Origin of the sequence: Mycoplasmopsis gallinacea (assembly GCF_900660495.1) — a bacterium.
GTDB classification, from domain to species: Bacteria; Bacillota_I; Bacilli_A; order Mycoplasmatales; family Metamycoplasmataceae; genus Mycoplasmopsis; species Mycoplasmopsis gallinacea.
In genome coordinates, this window is record NZ_LR214950.1 from 883,176 (window position 1) to 900,304 (window position 17,129).

12 protein-coding genes and 2 pseudogenes are annotated in these 17,129 nt (G+C 30.2%); 9 read left to right on the forward strand and 5 right to left on the reverse strand.

Annotated features, from left to right (window positions below; genetic code table 4):
- Window positions 1-42 precede the first annotated feature (42 nt).
- The 9 genes and pseudogenes from pdhA to glyA all read left to right on the forward strand — a co-directional run bounded on the left by pdhA (window position 43) and on the right by glyA (window position 11,794).
- Window positions 43-1,187: pseudogene (pdhA, locus tag EXC51_RS04340) on the forward strand (pyruvate dehydrogenase (acetyl-transferring) E1 component subunit alpha).
- Between the two features lie 12 nt (window positions 1,188-1,199).
- Complete coding sequence (locus EXC51_RS03530) at window positions 1,200-2,201, forward strand: alpha-ketoacid dehydrogenase subunit beta (RefSeq protein WP_129620539.1); 1,002 nt, start codon at window positions 1,200-1,202, stop codon at window positions 2,199-2,201.
- An 11-nt stretch (window positions 2,202-2,212) separates the two neighbouring features.
- Window positions 2,213-3,121, forward strand: a complete 909-nt coding sequence (locus EXC51_RS03535; protein WP_129620540.1) for a 2-oxo acid dehydrogenase subunit E2 — start codon at window positions 2,213-2,215, stop codon at window positions 3,119-3,121.
- Window positions 3,122-3,124: 3 nt separating this feature from the next.
- A complete protein-coding gene (lpdA, locus tag EXC51_RS03540) occupies window positions 3,125-5,299 on the forward strand; it encodes a dihydrolipoyl dehydrogenase (protein ID WP_129620541.1) in 2,175 nt (724 codons plus the stop codon).
- 237 nt (window positions 5,300-5,536) lie between these two features.
- Window positions 5,537-6,742 (forward strand): replication-associated recombination protein A, encoded by a 1,206-nt coding sequence (locus tag EXC51_RS03545; protein ID WP_129620542.1) that lies wholly within the window; start codon window positions 5,537-5,539, stop codon window positions 6,740-6,742.
- A 10-nt stretch (window positions 6,743-6,752) separates the two neighbouring features.
- A complete protein-coding gene (gene pheS, locus EXC51_RS03550; RefSeq protein WP_129620543.1) occupies window positions 6,753-7,706 on the forward strand; it encodes a phenylalanine--tRNA ligase subunit alpha in 954 nt (317 codons plus the stop codon).
- A complete protein-coding gene (locus EXC51_RS03555) occupies window positions 7,696-8,364 on the forward strand; it encodes a uracil-DNA glycosylase (protein WP_129620544.1) in 669 nt (222 codons plus the stop codon). The genes pheS and EXC51_RS03555 overlap by 11 nt, the downstream gene beginning before the upstream one ends.
- Entirely contained in the window at window positions 8,364-10,517 is a 2,154-nt protein-coding gene (locus EXC51_RS03560; RefSeq protein ID WP_129620545.1) for a phenylalanine--tRNA ligase subunit beta, read from the forward strand. Before EXC51_RS03555 ends, EXC51_RS03560 begins: the two co-directional genes overlap by 1 nt.
- 8 nt (window positions 10,518-10,525) lie before the next feature.
- On the forward strand, window positions 10,526-11,794 hold the full coding sequence (gene glyA, locus EXC51_RS03565) for a serine hydroxymethyltransferase (RefSeq protein WP_129620546.1): 1,269 nt from the start codon (window positions 10,526-10,528) through the stop codon (window positions 11,792-11,794).
- Window positions 11,795-11,806: 12 nt separating this feature from the next.
- Here the strand turns inward: glyA and EXC51_RS03570 are convergent, their stop codons facing one another.
- The 5 genes and pseudogenes from EXC51_RS03570 to EXC51_RS03595 all read right to left on the reverse strand — a co-directional run bounded on the left by EXC51_RS03570 (window position 11,807) and on the right by EXC51_RS03595 (window position 16,784).
- Window positions 11,807-13,147 carry an NYN domain-containing protein gene (locus EXC51_RS03570; protein WP_165001819.1) on the reverse strand — a complete coding sequence of 447 codons (1,341 nt, stop codon included), beginning with the start codon at window positions 13,145-13,147 and terminating at the stop codon, window positions 11,807-11,809.
- A 208-nt stretch (window positions 13,148-13,355) separates the two neighbouring features.
- Window positions 13,356-14,290 (reverse strand): annotated as a pseudogene (locus EXC51_RS04345) (DpnII family type II restriction endonuclease).
- Between the two features lie 62 nt (window positions 14,291-14,352).
- Window positions 14,353-15,180, reverse strand: coding sequence for a DNA adenine methylase (locus EXC51_RS03585; protein ID WP_197722256.1), 828 nt, complete (start codon window positions 15,178-15,180; stop codon window positions 14,353-14,355).
- Window positions 15,181-15,309: 129 nt separating this feature from the next.
- Window positions 15,310-16,137 carry an MAGa7180 family putative nuclease gene (locus EXC51_RS03590; RefSeq protein ID WP_129620551.1) on the reverse strand — a complete coding sequence of 276 codons (828 nt, stop codon included), beginning with the start codon at window positions 16,135-16,137 and terminating at the stop codon, window positions 15,310-15,312.
- The gene (locus EXC51_RS03595) at window positions 16,137-16,784 is read right to left on the reverse strand and encodes a hypothetical protein (RefSeq protein ID WP_129620552.1); all 648 of its coding nucleotides are present in this window, start codon (window positions 16,782-16,784) and stop codon (window positions 16,137-16,139) included. Before EXC51_RS03595 ends, EXC51_RS03590 begins: the two co-directional genes overlap by 1 nt.
- Between the last annotated feature and the right edge of the window lie 345 nt (window positions 16,785-17,129).

Below are 17,129 nucleotides of genomic sequence, written 5' to 3' on the forward strand. Positions count from 1 at the left end.
AAATTTTTTACAAAACAACAAATTTAATTCAGAAAGGAATATATGGCTGAAGCACAAAAAAAATATAAATATGCCTTAAATTCAGATGGAAGTCTTAATGTTATGAATAACCCAGATGAAATGGTTAGATTCTTAGACATTGACGGAAATTTAGATACTAAAGGTAAATGAGTAAAAAAAGGATACAAACCATCTCTTTCAAATGAACAGTTACTTGAAGCATACAAATGAATGGTTCTTTCTAGACAACAAGATGTTTATATGTTGCAATTACAAAGACAAGGAAGAATGCTTACATTTGCTCCGAACTTAGGAGAAGAAGCTCTTCAAGTTGCTACTGCATTTGCAATGAACAAAGAAAAAGATTGATTCTTACCTGCTTTTAGATCAAATGCTGCAATGCTTGCTTTAGGTGTTCCAATGGTAAACCAAATGAAATACTGAAATGGTAACGAATGAGGATCACACATGCCTGATGGTGTAAATGTAGTTCCAATTAACATTGTTATTGCATCTCAAATTTCAAATACAGCTGGAGTTGCTTACGCTTTAAAACATAAAAAAACTGGTGAGTTGCTGTTACATTTATCGGTAATGGTGGAACAACTGAAGGGGAATTTTCAGAAGCTATTAACTTTGCTGCTGTGCAAGAATGACCTGCTGTTTTCTGTGTAAATAACAACCAATGAGCAATTTCAACACCTAACCACTTTGAATCAATTGCTGCTACAATTTCAGGAAAAGCCCAAGCTTATGGATGTGCCGGAGTTCGTGTAGATGGAAACGACTTTTTAGCAAGTTATGAAGTAATTAAAGATGCTATTGAATACACAAGAAATGAATCAAAACCAATTATCGTTGAGTTTGTAACATGACGTCAAGGACCTCATACTACTTCAGATAACCCAAGAATTTACCGTACAGAAGCACAAGAAAAAGAAGAAGAAAAATGAGAACCAATGCACCGTTTTGAAAAATATTTAATGGACAATGGAATTCTTACTGAAGAATCTAAAAACCAAATTTGAGAAGATTCGCTTAATGTTGCAAAAGAAACCTTTGTTGAAAGCTTAAAAGATATTGATACAAAAATTGAAGATATTTTTGACTACACATATGCAGAATTACCAAAAGAACTTCTAGAACAAAAAGAAGAAGCAATTAAATTTTGAAAAGACCACAAATAAGAAGGAGTAATAATGGCTGAAGATAAAAAAATATTAAATAATATCGGTGCTGTTACAGATGCAATTGATATTGCTATGGAACGTGATTCAAATGTTGTGTTATTTGGACAAGACGCTGGTTTTGAAGGTGGAGTTTTCAGATCAACTGAAGGACTTCAAGCAAAATATGGAGTAGAAAGAGTTTTCGATACACCTATTGCTGAAGCTGGTATTGCCGGGGTAGCAATTGGTGCTGCTATGGCTGGTCTTAAACCAATTGGTGAAATTCAATTCCAAGGTTTCTCATACCCAGCTATGCAACAACTTTTCACACAAGGTGCTCGTTTAAGAAACCGTTCAAGAGGTAAATTATCAGTTCCTATGGTACTTAGAATGCCTATGGGTGGAGGAATTAGAGCTTTAGAACACCACTCAGAAGCGCTAGAAGCAATTTATTCACACGTGCCAGGGGTTAAAGTGGTTATGCCTGCTTTCCCATATGATACAAAAGGGTTATTACTTGCTGCAATTAACGATCCAGATCCTGTTGTATTCTTAGAACCAAAAAGAATTTATAGAGCTGGAAAACAAGAAGTTCCTGCTGGATACTACACAGTTGAAATTGGTAAAGCAAACAAAATTCTTGAAGGAAATGACCTTACAATCGTTACTTACGGAGCTCAAGTGCATGATGTACTTGCTGCAATTAAAAAACTTAAAGCATCAGGAAGCAATTTAACATTTGATTTAATTGACTTAAGAACAATTAAACCAATGGATACAGACACAATTATTGAATCTGTTAAAAAGACAGGAAGATTACTTGTGGTTCATGAAGCTGTTAAGAGCTTTTCAGTTAGTGCTGAAATTATGGCTAGAGTTAATGAAAAAGCTTTTGAATACCTTAAAGCCCCAATGACAAGACTTACAGGGTATGACATTACAGTTCCACTTGCAAAAGGTGAAAGATTACACGCAATTACAGATGATAAAGTAATTGAAAAAATTAAAGAAGTTGTAAGCTTTGAATTTTAGAAAGGAAAATAATGAGTATTAAATCAACACCACTTGTTAGAGCGTTTGCAAAAAAAGAAAACGTTAATCTTGAACTTGTTAAAGGTTCAGGAATGGGCGGAAGAATTAAGCTTCAAGATGTTAAAGATTTCCTTGCAAATCAAGCAGCAGCACCTGCTGCTTCAAGCGCAATCAAAGAAGCTCCAGCACAAGTTGCTCAAGCAAAACCAGTAGCAACAGGAGTTCCATATAGTGAACCAGTTACACCTATTAGAAAAGCAATTGCTCGTGCTATGACTAATTCATGAGACAATGTAGCTTATGTAAACTTAGTTCATGAAATTGATATGAGTGCTTTATGAGACTTACGTAGTTCAATTAAAGATTTAGTTCTTAAAAGCGAAAATGTTAAATTAACATTCCTTCCATATATTCTTAAAGCTGTTTCAATTGCTTTAAAAGAATTCCCTAAATTTACAGCTAAATACAATGAAGCTAAGAGCACTTTAGATTACCCAGGAATTGTTAATTTAGGATTTGCAGTTGATACTGAAGCTGGACTTATGGTTCCAGTTATTAATGATGCTTCAAATTTAAGCATTCTTGAATTAGCTAAAGAAGTTGGGCGTTTAGCCAAAGCAGCTAGAGAAAAAACAATCAAACCAAACGAAATGAAAGGTGCAGGATTCACTATTACAAACTATGGATCAGTTGGTTCATTATGAGGAGTTCCAGTTATTAACTACCCTGAAGTTGCTATTGCAGGAGTTGGTGCTATCGTTGATAAACCAGTTGTAAAAAATGGTGCTATTGTGCCAGGAAAAGTTATGTATCTTACAGTAGCTGCTGACCACCGTTGAATCGATGGAGCAGAAATTGGAAGATTTGCATCTAGAGTTAAAGAACTTTTAGAAAAACCAGAAGTTTTAGGAGTGTACTAGATAATGTATAAATTTAAATTTGCAGATATTGGTGAAGGTCTCCATGAAGGGGTTGTTGCTGAAATTTACAAAAAAGTAGGTGACGTAGTTAAAGAAGGTGATTCTCTTTTCTCAGTTGAAACAGATAAAGTTACTTCAGATATCCCTTCTCCAGTTGATGGAAAAATTGTTCAAGTTTTAATGAACCAAGGTGACACAATTCACGTAGGTCAAGAAATTTACGTAATTGACGATGGTAGTGGTGATGATGCTGAAGCTGCAGCACCAGCGCAAGAATCTCAAGCTGAAAGTGCACCAGCTAGCGAGGGAGCTCACGAATTTTATTCATTTAAATTTGCAGATATTGGTGAAGGACTTCATGAAGGAGTTGTAGCTGAAATTTACAAAAAAGAAGGTGATACAGTTAAAGAAGGAGATTCTCTTTTCTCAGTTGAAACAGATAAAGTTACTTCAGATATCCCTTCTCCAGTTGATGGAAAAATTGTTAAAGTGTTAATGAACCAAGGGGACACAATTCACGTAGGTCAAGAAATTTACGTAATTGACGATGGTAAAAAACACTCAAATGCTGCAGCACCAGCTGCTGCTAAAGCTTCAGGTGGCGGAGCTAGCGTTGTTGGAGTTATGGAAGTTAATGATGATCTTTTAGACTTTTCATCTCTTTCAGCTTCATCTTCAAGTACTAAAGCAGAAGTTAGTGCTCCAAAACAAGAAGCTGCACTAGCAAGCAGTGATGCTTCATTTGATGAAGGAAAAGCTTACACAGGAGCAATTGAAGAAGAATTTGATGTTATTGTTGTAGGTTCAGGTCCTGGTGGATACTTAGCAGCTGAAGAAGCTGGAAAATCAGGTCTTAAAACAATGATTGTTGAGAAAAAATATTGAGGTGGTGTGTGTCTTAACACAGGATGTATTCCAACTAAATCACTTCTTAAATCAACAGAAATTATTTCAGATATTAAACACGCTGAAAAATATGGTGTAGTTGCAACTAGCTCAATTGATAATGAAGCAACTTGAAAATCAATGCATGAACGTAAAACTGGAGTTGTTTCAAAAATTTCTAAATCAGTTGAAATGCTAATGAAATCATCAAAAGTTAAATCACTTTTTGGTGAAGCTAAATTTGTTGGTGCTAGAGAAATTGAAGTTAACTCAAAAGTGTACCGTGCAAAAAACATCATTTTAGCAACTGGATCAACAGCTAACCAATTAGCAATGCTTCCTGGATTTAAAGAAGGATATGAAAACTTAGAAATCATTACTTCTGAAGAAGCAATTAACTGAGATAAATCATTACCTAAAAAAGTTACAATCATTGGTGGTGGTGTAATTGGGCTTGAATTTGCTACTGTTTTTGCAACAGCAGGAGCTGAAGTTACAATCTTACAAAATACAGATAAACTTTTACCAATGAATGAACCTGAAGTTGCTCAAGAATCGGCTAAAATGCTTGATAAAATGGGTGTTAAAGTTCTTTACAATGCTCAAAGTCAAAAATACGAAGGTAAAAAATTATATGTTCTTGTTGATGGAAAAGAAACAGTTCTTGAACAAGATATTATCCTTACAGCAACAGGTAGAAGCGCAAATTCAAAAGGGCTTGCAGAAGTTGGTGTAAAACTTGGACAAAGAGGTGAAGTTATCGTTGATAAACACCAAAGAACAAACGTTAGAAACGTATATGCAATTGGGGACGTAACTGGACAAAATATGTTAGCTCACGTTGCTTATGCACATGCTCTTGTAGCTGTTTCACACATTCTTGGTGATGAGGAAAAAGGAACATACAAGCCAAAAGGAATTCCAGGATGTATTTATACAACACCAGAAATTGCTTTTGTTGGTCTTACAGAGGCTGAAGCTAAAAAACAAGGAAGAAATGTATTTGCTTCAAAATACTTATTTGAATACTTAGGAAAAGCTATAGCAGCTTCACATACAGAAGGATTTATCAAATTAATCGTTGATAAAGAATTTGGTGAAATTTTAGGTGCTACAATTGTTGGAGCAAATGCTACAGATTACATTACAGAAGTTCTTTTAGCTATGGAACAAGAAGTAACTGTACACGAAATTGCTCACACAATTCACCCACACCCAACATACAATGAAATTATTTGAGAAGCAGCACGTAGTGCAAGCTTAAAATTAGATCTTGAAAAACACAAAAAATAATTCAAAATCATAATTAAAATACTGCTAAAAGGCAGTGTTTTTTGTTCATTCATCCTGAATTTCCAAATTGAGCTTATTTTTTACATACATTACAAACAAAAAATGATTATTAAAAAACCTGGAATTTTTAAGGAATTTTCCATTAATTATTGCACAAAATATTATTTAAATTAAGGTGAATTTCATAAAATTTGATGCATAAAAAGAAAGCAAAAATATTATAATTTAATAATTATTATGAAAAATTTAGCTAATGAAATTCGACCGATGCAAATTGACCAATTAGTGGGTCAAAACAATATTAAAAAATTACTAAAAGAAGTTGTTAAAAATAATCTTACAACTAGTTTTTTATTTTTCGGTGAAAGCGGAATTGGTAAAACAAGTGCGGCTTTTGCATTAGCTAATGAAATGGGAAAAAAATTTGGGTACTTTAATGCCACAGTTCAAAGTAAAAAGGAATTAGTAGAATTATTAGATAGCTGTGAAATTATCATAATCGATGAAATTCACCGGCTAAATAAAGATAAGCAAGATATTTTGCTTTCTTATTTAGAATTTGACAAAATCATTGTTTATGCGACCACAACGGAAAACCCTTATTTTAAGGTAAATCCGGCAGTAAGAAGCAGGATGCAAGTGATTCAATTTAGTAAGCTAAGCGAAGAAGATATTGTCTTTGGACTTAGAAACATAATTGATAGCAAATATTCAGAGATGCAAATTAGTGATAATTTACTGCTTTCACTAGCTAGGCAATCTTCGGGTGATTTTAGAATGAGCATTAATAACTTGCAAATGCTTTACTTTATGAAAAAGGATTCTACTATTACTGAAAATGATTTAAAAATCATTATTCCTAACATTAATTTCTATAGTGATATGAATTCAAGTTCTCACTATAACAATTTATCTGCTTTTCATAAATCACTTCGTGGAAGCGATCCTCATGCTGCTTTATATTATGGGATGCTCATTTTAAAAAGCGGTGATATTGATGGACTTTTTAGAAGGATGCTGTGCGTAGCTTATGAAGATATTGGACTTGCTAATCCGAATATAACTTTAAGAGTAAAAACTGCTATTGAAGCTTTTGAAAGATTAGGTCTGCCTGAAGGGAAACTTCCAATTGCATTTGCAATTATTGACCTATGTTTAAGTGTTAAAAGTAATTCTGTCATCGTTGCTATTGATAATGTAGAAAAGCAAATTGAAACTGGTGGCATTTACGAAATACCTAAACATCTTAGAGATGCACATTATGCTTCAGCGGCTAAATTAGGTGATGGAATTGGCTATAAATATCCTCATAATTATGTTAATAATTGAGTAGATCAAGAATATCTACCTAAAAAAATTCATCATTTAAAATTCTATATTCCACAAAATAATGATATGGAACTTAAATACCAAAACTACTGAAAGAAAGTGAAAAACAAATAAAGGAGAAGTTATGACTTTTGATAAAAATAAATTTAATTCTTTTGAAGATCTTAAGCAATTTAAAGCTAAAGTTTATTCAAGCGAAGGTGAAATTGCAGCTTTACAGTTAAAACTTAGAACAGCTCCAAATGAAGAGAAAAAAGAAATTGGAAAGCAAATTAATGTTTTAAAAACTCAGTATGAAGCTCTTTTTGAAGAAATTGGTGCATATTTAAAAGAAAAACAAATTAAGGAAAAAGTAGCTAGTGAATTTATCGATGTAACAATTCCTGCTGCCAAAAACCCTTCATTAAACCCAATTTCTTTAGTGGAAAATAAACTTAGAGAGTGATTCTTTGAAAATGGATATTATGAGCAACAAGCTGGTGAAATTGTTTCTGATTTATATAACTTTGAGCGTTTAAATATTCCTAAAAATCACCCAGCTAGAGCAATGCATGATTCACTTTATCTTAATGCAAGCACTCTTTTAAGAACTCATAATACAGGAATTACAGCAACTGTTTTAGAAGAATGTGCTAACTCTGAAGTTTCAACTTTTGCAATTGGAAAAGTGTACCGTAATGATGAAGATGATGCAACTCACTCTCACCAATTTACTCAACTTGATTTTGTAAGTGTTGGAAAAGTGAGCTTTCCAAATTTAATTTGAACCTTAAAATCAATGCTTAGCTACGTTTTAGAAGAAGAAGTTGAAGTTAGACTTAGACCAAGTTATTTCCCATTTACAGAACCAAGTGTTGAAGTTGATGTGTTTTACAAAAATAGATGAATTGAGATTCTTGGAGCCGGAATGCTTCATCCAAATGTTTTAAAAATGGCTGGATATACAAATGATATTAACGGATTTGCTGCTGGACTTGGAATTGAAAGAATCACAATGATTAAATATGGATTTTCAGATATTAGAGACTTATACAGAAATGATTTAAGGGCACTTGAACAATTTAACAATGAAAAATAGTTTTTTAGAAATCCTTCAAAGCGAAGGGAAAAAAGATTATTTCCAAAACATCCTTGTAAGTTTAAAAGAATCTGAAAAAAACGGTCCAATTTACCCTCACCAAATTAATATTTTCCATCCATTTGAATTTTTCCAAGTTAATGAAACCAAAGTTGTTATTTTAGGTCAAGATCCATATCATGGTTATGATCAAGCTGATGGACTTGCTTTTTCAAGTAAAAATTTAAAAACACCACCATCACTTAGAAATATTTTTAAAGAGCTTAAAAAAGAATATCCAAAAACAAAAATTGAAACAAACGATCTTAGTGCATGAGCAAAGCAAGGAGTATTACTTCTTAATACAATCTTAACTGTGAATTACAACATGCCACTTTCACATAAGCATTTTGGATGAGAAACATTTACTAAAGAAGTTCTTAAACAAGTTGCACTTCAAGCACCTAAAGCAATTTTTGTGCTTTTAGGGAAACATGCACAAAAATTTGCTCAGGATTTAAATTTAGATCCAAGTAGAGTTATTGCTACAAGCCACCCAAGTCCATATAGCTATAAAAAAGGATTTGAAAATTCTGGAATTTTCAAATTAATTAACAAAAAACTTAAACAAAACGGACTTGAGCCAATTAAATGAGATTTAAAAAAGGAGAGTAAATAATGGTTTTTTCATTAAATTATTTAAATAAGTTTTTACCAAATAAAAAGCTTGATGCAAGTGTTGAAATCGCACTTAATGAACTTGGATTTGAAGTTGAAGAAATTAAGCCTTTTTCTGATGTTAAAGGTGTTATTTTTGCTAAAGTTATTTCAAAAGAACTTAATCCGAATACTCCTAAATTAGATGTTGTGCTTGTTGAGACTAAATTAGGTAACCTTACCATTCAAACCAATAATCAAATTCTTAATCCTGGTGATTTAACTGTTATTTTCCCAATTGGTTCATCTAAAGCTGATCATGTTTTTGGTGAAGCAACCATTAAAGGTGTAAATTCACAAGGAATGTTTGGGGCTTTTAGTGAACTTGGGTATGATTGAGAACTTTTAGAAAAAGAAAATCAAGTATTAAAACTTCCAAGTTATTTTGCTTCATTAGAAGATGATCCGATGCAAATTTTAGGCCTTGATGATTTAATGGTTGAAGTTTCTACTACAGCCAATAGAAATGATGCTAATTCATATTATGTACTTGCTAGAGAGCTTGCAGCATATTATAAAACTGATTTTGTTTTTGATTTTAAAAAGCCAAGCAAAACTTTTGCATCACAAATTAAGGTGCAAAGAGGTGATGCTGATGAACTTAACTTCCTTGAAACAAAAGGAAAGGTAGTGCTTAATTTTGAAGATAAACTTTTACTTGCTAAAAGCGGAATTGACACCAAGCACCCAGATGCTGTTAACTTAACTAATTTAACTTTATTAATTACAGGAGCTCCAACTCACGTATATAATAAAGATTTAATTGGTGATAATTTAACTGCTAAAATGTTTTCAGGAAGCTTAACAATTTTTGGTAATAAAGAAGTTGATGTTAAAGATATTCTTGCTATTTATGATGAAAATGGACCTATTTCAATTGCTAGCGTAATGGGTCTTGAAGTGTTTAAAGTTGAACAAGAAGCAACTAATTTATGTTTTGAAATTGGTATTTTCAAAAATGAATTAGTAAGACATGCAGCTAAAGAAATTAAGCTTTTAAGTAATTCTGCATCTCAAGGTTCAAGAGTTATTTCTAAAGAAGCAACTCTTTTAGGAATTAAATTTATTCAAAGCTATTTGTCAAACTTAGAGCAATCAAATTTAATTACTACTATTGATAAGGTAGAGCAAAAGCAAATTCAAATTGACAATAACAAATTAAAAACTTATGCTCAAGTAGAAGAATTAAGCATTTTTAGTCCTGCTATTGAGCAATTAAAAATGCTTGGATACATTTTTGATGAAAAAGTTGTAACAGTTCCAAATTATAGATATGATGTTGTGCTTTTTGAAGATATCATTGAAGAGATTTTTAGATTTTATTCATACGCTAATTTCAAGCCAATTACAATTAAAAACAAACCAATCAAAGTTAAACCAATTAACAAAGATAAAGCCTTTTTACTTGCTCAAGGATACAATGAAGCAAGAACTTTCACTTTAGTTTCTAAAGAAAGAAACACTCTTAATCCTTTTAATTTTGAATCAAGCATTGATTTATTAACCTTTGTTTCTAAAGAAAGAGAAACAGTACGTAATTCAATTATCACTTCACTTAGTGAAATTGTTTTATATAACCAAAAAAGAAAAATGAGTGAAATTAACTTCTTTGAAAAAGGGATGATCAATTATAATGTTCAAGTTTATGGTCTTGCTTCAACAACCAAAGGATTCTTCGAAATCAAACGTGATATTGTTAATTTGTTAAAAGATGATGCACTTACATTTGTTCCTTGAAAAGATTGTGAGTTTATTCACCCAAATGTTTCAGCTAAAATTTATAAAGGTGACAAATTAATTGGATGAATTGGAAAAATTCATCCTCGTTATGATGAAACTGGTGCTTTTTATGCTGAGATTCTTGATTTAGAGCATAAAGCAAGCAACAAATTTGAAGCTTTTGATCAAAATCCTTTAAAAACCTTAGATTTAACTTTCCAAATCGGGCTTCATCATTATATTGGTGATAAAGTTGCAGAAATTAAAGCACTTGCCAATGTTTTTGATATCAAACAAATTGATAATTACTTAAAAGAAGATTCAAGAAGCGTTACTTTAAGAATTTTTGCTAATGAAGAAGCAATTACCTTGCTTGATAGTCACTATAATAAATAGGAGGGTATATGTACTCAAAAATTAAATTGCACGATAAAGTAGTTAGTGATGCTATTAATAATGAATTAGTGCGTCAAGAAGATTTTATCCAGCTTATTGCTAGTGAAAATTTTGTCTCTGAAGATGTTTTAATTGCTCAAGGTAGTGTCCTTACTAATAAATATGGAGAAGGATATCCGGGTAGAAGATACTATGGTGGATGTGAAAATGTTGATGTAGTAGAAACTGCTGCTATTGAACGTTTAAAGGCTATTTTTGGGGTTAAATATGCTAATGTGCAACCATATTCAGGAAGCGTAGCTAATGCTGCTGCCATTGCTAGCGTAGTGCCTCATGGCGGTAAAATCATGGGACTTTCATTAAGCAGTGGTGGGCATTTAACACACGGATATAAAATTAGTTTTAGTGGAATTTTCTATAATGCAGTTTCTTACGATTTAGGTAAAGATGAAAAGCTTGATTATGATGCAATTGAAGCTTTTGCAATGCAAGAAAAACCAGATTTAATTATTTGTGGTTATTCAGCGTATTCACAAATTATTGACTTTAAACGTTTTAAAGAAATTGCAAATAAATGTGGTGCTAAATTATTAGCAGATATTGCGCATATTGCAGGTCTTATTGCTGGGGGAGTGCACCCTTCACCAGTTGGATATGCTGATATTATTACAAGTACAACTCATAAAACTCTGCGTTCAGGTCGTGGCGGAATTATTATGACCAACGATGAAGAAATTGCTAAAAAAATGGATCGTTGAGTATTTCCTGGGTATCAAGGAGGCCCATTATTCCATGCTATTGCCGGTAAAGCAGTTGGTTTATATGAAGTTATGCAACCAATGTTTAAAGAATATGCTGAGAATATAGTTAAAAACACTAAAACATTATGTGAATTTTTCAAAAGCAAAGGAGCAAGAATTATTAGTGGTGGAACGGAAAATCACTTATTTTTAATGGATGTAAATCAAACTTACTCAATTACAGGCAAGGAAGCTGAAGCTCTTTTAGATAAAGTAAATATTACAATTAACAAAAATAGCATTCCTTTTGACACTCTTTCACCAATGGTAACAAGCGGACTTAGATTTGGTACAGCGGCTATGACAAGTAGAGGATTTACTAAATGAATTGAACTTGGTGAAATTATTCACCACTGCCTTTCAAATCATGCTAAATTAAGCTCTGATACCCCTGAAGCGAAAGCAGAACTTGCTCAAATTAAAAGCAAAGTTTTAGCTTTAACTAAGGAATTTCCAATCAAAAAATCTTATCTTTAATTAATGATTAAATTAAAACGCGAATCACAAGGTCCGCGTTTTAAAACAAAACAAGGAGATAAATGTCTCCTTGTTTTGTAAAATAGAAACTAATTTCTGACTTTTACAAATACTGTACTGCCAGTTTTTTTTAATTTCGAAAAATTTATTTAATGACTCTTTTGCTAAATTTTTAGCATTAAATTTAATACTCAATCCAAATTTAGCTAAATTGATTTTTTGACGTGCAAGTTCTGTTCCAATGTGTGATAATAACACGTATTCATTTGAATCTTTTGGAGATTGTTCAAAAATTTTCAATATTATTTTAAGTCATTCTTGCTTATTGTTATTATCTGGTTGCTTATTTTCTTGTTTTTTAAATCCAACACTTAAGAAAGATGGGCCTGTAATAAAATTAAGAGTATCAGAGAAAAGATTGACAAAGATTTTTTGAACTGACTTTCCGTGTTGAGCGAATTTTTGTTTAAGTTTATTTGCTTTATATTCCGGAAATTGTTTAGCAAGTTCTCCATAAAATGAGCTAAAAGAAATTGATTCTTCGTTTTTGTGTAATTCACCTAAATTACTTAATACTTTTAGCGTTGATTCTAAGAGCGAATCTTTTGGAGATGATGGTTTTTGGATGAGGTTATGAGTTTCTTCTTTTATTTCATTAATCGTTCTGATATAGTAAACACCTTTGTCTTGGATTAATTCAAAGTATTTTTTTAAATCATCAGATTCGAAAAATAATTGAGCTCTACCATTTTGTGCTCCATAATTTTTTGGTGAAAAATCACGCATTTCTACTTTCAAGTTCTGGATAACTTGAGAAAAGTCTGCAAAACCATCCTTGATTTTTCTTTGTTCAATCAATTTATTAACTAATACAATTAATTTTTTAAATTCTTCGGAAGTTTCTTTAGGTTGAATTGGTTTAGAAAGTTTTGAAACATTGACAAAGTTGTCAAAAATATTGATATATGAATGTTTTAAACGATCGTCACCTGAACCAATTATATGTTTGCCATAGCCTTTTAAAGTCTGTGCTAAATAGGAGAAATCATTATCACTAGAAGCTATACAAAACCCATCGAAATGGTTATTATTTACTAACTTCATCACATCAACAGTTAAATTTATATCTGTTGAATTCTTACCTGTTATTTTTGTGATAACAAGAACTGGATGAATGTTTAAATTTATAAACATATCAATTTGTTTTTCATTTGGTTGTTTTGAAAAATAAGCAGCAGAATAAAGTAAGTCATATTCAATTTTTAATTCTTCGATTAATTTTTGAATATTTTCTTTTTCATTAAAGTTGTCGAAATCAATAAAAAGGGCAATTCTTTTTTTATTTATTGCCATAAAGCCTTTCTTATTGAAATTTAATCTTTTGTATTTCATTTATATCCTTGGCAAAAAAACGAAGATAAATTAGCCTCAGATATTTTTTATATTGGAGCTAATATTAGCTCCTATATAATTTTATAACATTAATACAGGGCCGGCTAAAAAATGAAAAAATACTACCTTAAAATAGTATTTTTATTCCATATTTTATAAAGACATATTTTTAATTACTATCTTGTATATTAAATATTTCTTTTATTTTCTTTCTTAATTCACCAGACTTAGCTGTTTTGTAATTCATTATTGATATATTATCAAAAGCTTTCTCCACATTTTCTTCGTGAGTCTTTTGTCAAAAAGGTCCATCAGATATCAATATGAAATCAACATTAATATTTCGCAAATCATTTTTTCTATTTATGTAACTTTCTATTATTTCAAGTGGTTTAGAACCTGCTGAATTATAGAAATTCACTTCGATATTCAAAAATTTATTGTCTTTTACTAAAGTAAAATCTGGTTTTTTATGATAAAGTTCTTTGTTAATTTTTATGTCAAACTTCTCTTCTAAGTTCTTAAATCCGTTTTGAGTTATTACTTCTATTCCATAATCTTTACAAATAGGTTCTATTATTTCTAAGCACATTTTTTCAAAAAATGAACCACTTCTATTTTTTCTAGCATTACTATCTAAACCAACCAAAACACCTACTATATAGTCATAAACACTTTTTCTATGATTTCTTCAAACAATCTCTTCAATCCAATTTTTTCAAAAAATATGTAATATTTTTCTTTTTGTTGTAGATTGAAACCTCTTTTTGCAATTTTTTCAGAAAAATCAAACTTTTCTATTTGTTCTTCTTCATCTAAAATCTCTAATTTCTCTTTTTGTTCAAATAATTTCTCTCTAGTATCTTTTGAAGTTGCAATTAGCAAAGGAAAAACAGTTATTACAGTAGGTACTTTGTCAAGCAATTCCATAAACTTCAACTTAAAATCGCTGGATTTTATTAATGAATTCAAAGCATTAAGCTCAATGCTATTTTCGTAACGTTTTTTAATTTGCTCAATCACACTTTTTCAATTAACAAAATAATCATATTTTTTATTTTTTGTTAATAGACTATTAATAAAGAATTTGTAATTTTTTTCCATTTAGTACCACCTATTTTTATTTAATTCATCCATATTTTAAATAAAAAAATTCAGATTGAGGACTAATATTGATAATTTGTGATTATAAGTTCAACACCTTTTCTATTTTTACCATCACTATTAACGTTTCTTTTGACATTTACAACATCTATATTGTATTCAGAATATAAATCTCTAATTAATTCTGTATCATGATTTGTCAGCATCAAAAAACAACCTTTTTTGTCAAGTTCTTTAAAAACTTTTGATAACCTAATGTGGTTTTTTTCACCAAAACCTTCTTTTGTATAAGCATCAAATGAATTTGGATTTAAAGGAGCATAAGGGCTATCAATAAAAATAAAATCTCCCTTTTTAGCGCTTTTTAAACTCTCTTCAAAATCTAAGTTAGATATTTCTACATTTTGGAGATATTTATTGATATTTAAAATATTTTGTTCATCATAAGAATTTCCAGTGGTTTTATTATTAAAAGGAACGTTAAAAAGGCCTTTAGAATTTACCCTATATAAACCATTAAAACATTTTTTGTTTAAAAAGATAAATAAAGCAGCCATTTCTTCGTCAAATTCCTGTTGAGTTAACTTGTTATTAAACTGCTCTCTTTTTTGATAAAAGAATTCTTTTGTGCATTCTACTTGATCTAAACTTTTTAAAATTTTTATTAATTCACTTGGTCGATTTTTTATAACGTTGAATGCATTTATAAGAACTTTATTGATGTCATTTACATATGCTTTTTTAGGTTGCAAACTAAGCAAAACCGCTCCACCGCCTAAAAAAGGTTCATAATAATCTTTAATTTTTTGTGGAAGTCGTCTTTTGATTTCTGGAATTAATTGCGTTTTACCGCCCACTCATTTTACAAAAGGTTTTAAGTTATTATCCATTATAATAGTCCTTTATTTATTTTATTAATTAGTTTATATTTTAATAATTTTTTTATTTCACAAAAATTAAAAAATACATCATAAATTTTGTTTATTGTTATGATGTATTTTTATTATTTAATTTTTTAACTAGGGTTTTGTGTCAGGATCAGCTTTTCCTTGCTCTTTTCATTTATTTAGAAGTGCTTCTCACTGAGTTTCGTTTTCACATTTTAAGTATTCTAATTGATCTGCATCGGTACTTGGGTTAAATACTGGTGAAACACCAGTTGTTGTGTAATGTTTAAATCAATCTTTAATTTTTGTAATATCATCTAAAACTTCATTTTGATTAATTGTAAAGTCATAAGCACGGATTTTACGTTTTGCAATATCTACGCTAGCAGGATCTAAGTAATCGTCTTCTTTTAAAAATAAAGCAATAATTTTATATGAAGAAGAATTACTTAAATATGAATAAAGCTGTGCTTGTTTACGGTATGAAATATCAACACCTTCTTTTTCTCAAAGCTCTAATTTTTTCTCACCTGCTGTTTTGATTTCTAAAATACATTTTTGTTTTGGAAGATAACCATCTGGAACCCCCCCAATAACAGTATCTACATCTTTAAAAAAGTCATAATCAACTTTTTCGGCTTCATAGTTTACAATTTCTAATTTTGGATATCTACTTCTTAAAAAGTCAAAGATTTTAGGTTCTAAAATAACCCCAGCATTTACATATTTTTTAGTAAGAACTGGTAATTTAATTCTTGAAATGTGACAAAAAGCAGAAAATTCAGATTTAAATGCACCTTTAATTAAAACATCACCAACTGTACTACCACCGATTTTTTTGAACTTACTTCATTTATCATTTGAAAGCAATTTTTCGTGAAATTGTGGTTTTAAAATCACTACGTTGTTTTCAAAATCAATGTCGTAATCTTGCTTGTTATAAAACTTTCTAGTTGCCATTATTTTTTAAGGTAGTTTCTAATAACTGTATCAGCAATAGTTTCAACATTGTTGAAGTTTGGTTGTCAATTTCTATCAATTAAAGTATCCATTGGAACGATAAAGTCAAAAACTAAATTAATTAATTTATCAAATGATGTTTCAGTTGAGTTATCATCAACTCCAACTACAAATTTTTCTGCATCCATGAATTTTTCAATTCTAATTGAAACAATTTTAACTTTATCTTCTTTTTTAACTTTTTGTTTAATTTGATCTACGCTTTTAACAAAGTAATCAAGCTCATTAGGGAATCTTAAATCATCAATTAAAAATAATGAATTTTCATTTTTAGCTGAATTTTCTGCTGAAATTTTAACAATTTTGTCAAAAACTTTAGCACATCAAAGGTTGCTATCAATATTACGTCCAACTTCACCCATAGCAATTCATAATGGACGAACAACTTCTTTGTCTTTTCCATCTCAATTAATTGCTTCTAAAATTGGTTTAGTAATTTGTTTGATAGGCTCTGCAAATGATAAAACTTGGATATTTCCGTTAAATTCATCATAGCATTTTTCTTTAATTTTATTGCTTAATAAACCTTTACCACTACGTCTTTTACCATTAATTAATAAAATAATATGTTTATTTCCTTTGCTCATTTGACTCTCCTGATTTAATTTCTAATAATATAGTTTTAAATTAATTATATACATAAGTCAAATGAAAAAATTACACTTTTTAATAATTATGAGCCAATTTATGAAAAAATAAAAAATGTTAATTACAAAAAATGTTTTCCAAGGAGTCTTTTTAGTGTGTTTATCCCTAAAAAATGTGGGAATAAAAAACTAAACAAAAACTTAGAAAAAAATATCAAATATAGAAAAACATTTTCAATATTTTTCCACATTATTTAAGTTTTAAAAAACGCTCTGGAAAAAGAAATTTTTACCCCTTCTAAAATGCTGATATTTTAAGGAATTGCGATTTTTTACTTTAAAATA